The 5979-nt window shown below is 54.1% G+C and carries 3 tRNA genes and 3 rRNA genes; all 6 read right to left on the reverse strand.

Features of this window, described 5'->3' with window-relative positions:
* A tRNA-Met gene (locus EQZ23_RS19590) sits at positions 1 to 77 on the reverse strand.
* An 88-nt stretch (positions 78 to 165) separates the two neighbouring features.
* Positions 166 to 280 (reverse strand): 5S ribosomal RNA (gene rrf / locus EQZ23_RS19595).
* Between the two features lie 219 nt (positions 281 to 499).
* A 23S ribosomal RNA gene (locus tag EQZ23_RS19600) occupies positions 500 to 3296 on the reverse strand.
* 503 nt (positions 3297 to 3799) lie between these two features.
* Positions 3800 to 3875, reverse strand: a tRNA-Ala gene (locus EQZ23_RS19605).
* Between the two features lie 15 nt (positions 3876 to 3890).
* Positions 3891 to 3967: transfer RNA gene (locus EQZ23_RS19610), tRNA-Ile, on the reverse strand.
* A gap of 232 nt (positions 3968 to 4199) precedes the next feature.
* Positions 4200 to 5688: ribosomal RNA gene (locus tag EQZ23_RS19615) — 16S ribosomal RNA — on the reverse strand.
* Together the 16S, 23S and 5S rRNA genes with 3 tRNA genes alongside form the textbook arrangement of a ribosomal RNA operon.
* Positions 5689 to 5979: the final 291 nt, after the last annotated feature.

The raw sequence follows: 5979 nt of genomic DNA on the forward strand, positions 1-5979 counted from the left end.
TGGTTGCGGGGACAGGATTTGAACCTGTGACCTTCAGGTTATGAGCCTGACGAGCTACCGGGCTGCTCCACCCCGCGACGGTCCGGCTGTGCGGACGTAGGGTAGATGACATGGTGAATGGGTCTTTTAGCGTTTCCTTGTTCGTATCGCCGCACGGGCTTCAATGCCTGGCGACGACCTACTCTTCCATCGCTTGAGCGATAGTACCATTGGCGCAGGCGGGTTTCACGGCCGAGTTCGGAATGGGATCGGGTGGGACACCGACGCTATAGCCACCAGGCAATGGAGCCGGTGCGACGATACGTTGGGAAACGCTTTGGGTACCCTGCCTCAGCTTTCACTGGGATAGGGCTTAAAATCGATACCGTGCATGGTTTGTAGTGGTATTTGTAACCAATCCCTCGACGGCGAGGGGATTGGCAATCTGGCGTTCGACTTGTTCATCCGCACGCATCATGTCTTGCTGGTTGCCCAGTGTTGTCATTGATGGTGTGAGACTCTCAAGCGCGAATAGAGCAATTAGTATCGGTTAGCTCCATGCGTTACCGCACTTCTACATCCGATCTATCAACGTCGTGGTCTCCGACGGCTCTATGAAATCTTATCTCGAGGGAGGCTTCCCGCTTAGATGCTTTCAGCGGTTATCCCGTCCATACATAGCTACCCAGCTGCGCTCTTGGCAGAACGACTGGTACACCAGAGGTATGTTCAACCCGGTCCTCTCGTACTAGGGTCAACTCCTCTCAAATTTCGACGCCCACGGCAGATAGGGACCAAACTGTCTCGCGACGTTCTGAACCCAGCTCACGTACCACTTTAATTGGCGAACAGCCAAACCCTTGGGACCTGCTCCAGCCCCAGGATGTGATGAGCCGACATCGAGGTGCCAAACAACCCCGTCGATATGAGCTCTTGGGGGTTATCAGCCTGTTATCCCCGGCGTACCTTTTATCCGTTGAGCGATGGCCCTTCCACGAGGGACCACCGGATCACTATGACCGACTTTCGTCTCTGCTCGACTTGTCAGTCTCGCAGTCAGGCGGGCTTATGCCATTGCACTCTAACAGACGGTTTCCGACCGTCCTGAGCCCACCATTGCGCGCCTCCGTTACTCTTTAGGAGGCGACCGCCCCAGTCAAACTACCCGCCACAGAGGGTCCCTGTTCCGGCTTACGGAACGAGGTTAGACATCAGAAACAAACAGGGTGGTATTTCACCTATGGCTCCACATCAGCTGGCGCCGATGCTTCAAAGCCTCCCACCTATGCTACACAGTTTCTTCCTAATGCCACTCTGAAGCTGCAGTAAAGGTGCACGGGGTCTTTCCGTCTAACCGCGGGTACTCCGCATCTTCACGGAGAATTCAATTTCGCTGAGCATGTCCTGGAGACAGTGGGGAAGTCGTTACGCCATTCGTGCAGGTCGGAACTTACCCGACAAGGAATTTCGCTACCTTAGGACCGTTATAGTTACGGCCGCCGTTTACCTGGGCTTCATTTCAGAGCTTGCACCCCTCCACTTAACCTTCAGGCACCGGGCAGGCGTCAGGCCCTATACGTCGTCTTGAAGCCGACTTAGCAGAGCCCTGTGTTTTTGCTAAACAGTCGCTACCCCCTGGCCTGTGCCCCCTCAAAGTGCTTGCGCATAGTGAGGGCCTCCTTCTTCCGAAGGTACGGAGGCAATTTGCCGAGTTCCTTCAGGACACTTCTCTCAAGCGCCTTGGTATACTCTACCTGACCACCTGTGTCGGTTTCGGGTACGGTCTATACGGTGGGGCTATTTCCTGGAACCATTTCGAAGCCTGCTCAATCCGATAAGAGCAGACAACACACATGATCCGTCACACACCACCAGGCCCACGAATATTAACGTGGTTCCCATCGACTACCCCCTTCGGGCTCGTCTTAGGGGCCGGCTCACCCTGCGCGGATTAGCCTTGCGCAGGAACCCTTGGTCTTTCGGCGAGAGGGCATCTCACCCTCTTTATCGCTACTCATGTCTGCATTCGCACTTCCGATACCTCCACGACCCATTACCAGATCGCTTCACAGGCTTACGGAACGCTCCGCTACCGCGTACCACATAAGTGGCACACCCTAAGCTTCGGCACGTATCTTGAGCCCCGTTACATCTTCGCCGCAGGACCTCTTGTTTAGACCAGTGAGCTGTTACGCTTTCTTTAAAGGATGGCTGCTTCTAAGCCAACCTCCTGGTTGTTTTGGAAGTCCCACATGCTTTCCCACTTAGATACGATTTGGGGGCCTTAGCTGTAGGTCAGGGCTGTTTCCCTTTTGACGACGGACCTTAGCACCCGCCGTCTGTCTCCCGCATATCACTCTTAGGTATTCGGAGTTTGGTTAGGTTTGGTAGATCTCGCGACCCCCTAGCCCATCCAGTGCTCTACCCCCTAAGGTGTTCGTGCGAGGCACTACCTCAATAGTTTTCGCGGAGAACCAGCTATTTCCCGGCTTGATTGGCCTTTCACCCCTAAACACAACTCATCCGGTAACTTTTCAACGTTAATCGGTTCGGACCTCCAGTGCATGTTACTGCACCTTCATCCTGGTCATGCCTAGATCGCCGGGTTTCGGGTCTAATACATCAAACTCTGGCGCCCTATTCAGACTCGCTTTCGCTGCGCCTACACCTATCGGCTTAAGCTTGCTTGATACATTAAGTCACAGACCCATTATGCAAGAGGTACGCTGTCAGGCCATAAAAGCCCTCCAACTGCTTGTAGGCAATCCGTTTCAGGTACTGTTTCACTCCCCTCATCGGGGTGCTTTTCACCTTTCCCTCACGGTACTAGTTCGCTATCGGTCATGTACGAGTATTTAGGCTTGGAGGGTGGTCCCCCCATGTTCAGACAGAATTTCACGTGTTCCGCCCTACTCGAGTCCTGATGTTTCATTTTCGCATACGGGGCTGTCACCCGCTATGGCGCTACTTTCCAGAAGCTTCTGCTAATTCACCATCAGGCACTGGCCTGGTCCGCGTTCGCTCGCCACTACTAACGGAATCTCGGTTGATGTCTTTTCCTCCAGCTACTGAGATGTTTCAGTTCGCCGGGTTCGCTTCACGAAGCCTATTTTATTCAGCTAAGTGATACCTAACCTAATTAACCCAACCTGTGTGTTGCCACACAGTTCGGATTAATCGGGATAGGTGGGTTTCCCCATTCGGAAATCGTCGGGTCAATGCTTGCTCACAGCTCACCGACGCTTATCGCAGCGTGCCACGTCCTTCATCGCCTGTACATGCCAAGGCATCCACGAATTGCCCTTACCTCACGCTTGAGAGTCCACACCACCAACGACATCACTGGGTGCGTTCCGGAGAACGTCACCAACTCGGCAGAGCAGTGCGCGTTAGCTTTTGTCGGGACCCCGCCAAAGTAATACTTTGGTGGGAACCCTCAGGTGCGGATGATTATAATCTCAGCCAGATTATGTATTATGATGATGTCGATATCTGGAGCCTCGAACCGCTCGTCCAGATCGCCTTGCACAGAAGTGCCCTGCGAACCGCCGAAGCAATCCTCGTCTCCAAAATCGAGCACCTCACGGCATCGATTTTAAAAAACCCATTCACAATGTCAAATACGACGGGCGTACCCGTCAATCACCGCACTCTCGTGCGGCGAACCGTTTCTCTTCATCTCTAGGTTGTGGCTGATGGTGCGTACCTCGCGAGCCCGTCAGTCGCAGCGAAGCTGCGCCTTGTGGGCGCGCTTTGCAGCGCTGGCCGTTCTTGGATACGTGCGCGGCAGCTTTGCTGCCTCGTCTCGTCTCCTGCGAAATGGTGGAGCCTATCGGGATCGAACCGATGACCTGATGCTTGCAAAGCAACCGCTCTCCCAGCTGAGCTAAGGCCCCAAACGCACTTGTGTGTGGTGGGCCTAGGTGGATTCGAACCACCGACCTCACCCTTATCAGGGGTGCGCTCTAACCAACTGAGCTACAGGCCCACACCCGCTGCGCCCGTCAGACGCAGCAGAACTGCGCCCAAGAGGCGCGCTTCGCGCGCTGGCCGAGCTTGCCCACAGCCAAAACAGCAAACGCTGCTTCGTCTTATGGACTAACCTAGTGATGAAGGGACATGAGGACGGCGGCTAATGTTCTTTGGAATGGAAGAAGCTCTTCCGACAGGGTGGCACCATAAGATGCGGGCCCATCAGCGCTTTCTGCCGATATCCTTAGAAAGGAGGTGATCCAGCCGCAGGTTCCCCTACGGCTACCTTGTTACGACTTCACCCCAGTCGCTAAACCCACCGTGGTCGCCTGCCTCTCATTGCTGAGTTAGCGCAACGCCTTCGGGTGAATCCAACTCCCATGGTGTGACGGGCGGTGTGTACAAGGCCTGGGAACGTATTCACCGCGGCATGCTGATCCGCGATTACTAGCGATTCCGCCTTCATGCTCTCGAGTTGCAGAGAACAATCCGAACTGAGACGGCTTTTGGAGATTAGCTCACACTCGCGTGCTTGCTGCCCACTGTCACCGCCATTGTAGCACGTGTGTAGCCCAGCGCGTAAGGGCCATGAGGACTTGACGTCATCCCCACCTTCCTCCGGCTTATCACCGGCGGTTACCTTAAAGTGCCCAACTAAATGATGGCAACTAAGGTCGAGGGTTGCGCTCGTTGCGGGACTTAACCCAACATCTCACGACACGAGCTGACGACAGCCATGCAGCACCTGTGTGCAGGTCCCCGAAGGGAAGAAATCCATCTCTGGAAGTCGTCCTGCCATGTCAAACGCTGGTAAGGTTCTGCGCGTTGCTTCGAATTAAACCACATGCTCCACCGCTTGTGCAGGCCCCCGTCAATTCATTTGAGTTTTAACCTTGCGGCCGTACTCCCCAGGCGGATAACTTAATGCGTTAGCTGCGCCACCCAAACACCAAGTGTCCGGACAGCTAGTTATCATCGTTTACGGCGTGGACTACCAGGGTATCTAATCCTGTTTGCTCCCCACGCTTTCGCACCTCAGCGTCAATACATGTCCAGTCAGCCGCCTTCGCCACTGGTGTTCTTCCGAATATCTACGAATTTCACCTCTACACTCGGAATTCCACTGACCTCTCCATGATTCAAGCGATGCAGTCTAAAAGGCAATTCCAGAGTTGAGCTCTGGGCTTTCACCTCTTACTTACAAAGCCGCCTACGTGCGCTTTACGCCCAGTAATTCCGAATAACGCTAGCTCCCTCCGTATTACCGCGGCTGCTGGCACGGAGTTAGCCGGAGCTTATTCTCCCGGTACTGTCATTATCATCCCGGGTAAAAGAGCTTTACAACCCTAAGGCCTTCATCACTCACGCGGCATTGCTGGATCAGGCTTTCGCCCATTGTCCAATATTCCCCACTGCTGCCTCCCGTAGGAGTCTGGGCCGTGTCTCAGTCCCAGTGTGGCTGATCATCCTCTCAGACCAGCTAAGGATCGTCGGCTTGGTGCGCCTTTACCACACCAACTACCTAATCCTACGCGGGCTCATCCCTCGGCGATAAATCTTTGGACTTACGTCGTCATCCGGTATTAGCAGTCGTTTCCAACTGTTATTCCGAACCAAGGGGCAGATTCCCACGCGTTACGCACCCGTGCGCCACTAAGGCCGAAGCCTTCGTTCGACTTGCATGTGTTAGGCATGCCGCCAGCGTTCATTCTGAGCCATGATCAAACTCTCAAGTTTATGTCACCATCTCATCGCAGTGGAATTCCACGATAAAATAGCTCATCTCAAGGAGCCGCTCTGCACAATATCATTCAGACACCCCATCCAGCCAAGGCCGATTGGAGTGTCCATTACATATGGAATATGTGAAGGACATATGAGAACGACTTAGCTTTAAACGATTACCCGAACCCTTGAGGAGCCCGGAAACCGCAAGCCGCCGCCCACATGTCCCTTCATCTTAACCTACAATGTCAAAGAGCCGACAAAAATACCGACACTCGCATAACCTCCCTCTCGGAAAGCTTG

Source organism: Sphingomonas sp. UV9, assembly GCF_004101245.1.
In the GTDB taxonomy this organism is placed as follows: Bacteria; Pseudomonadota; Alphaproteobacteria; order Sphingomonadales; family Sphingomonadaceae; genus Sphingomonas.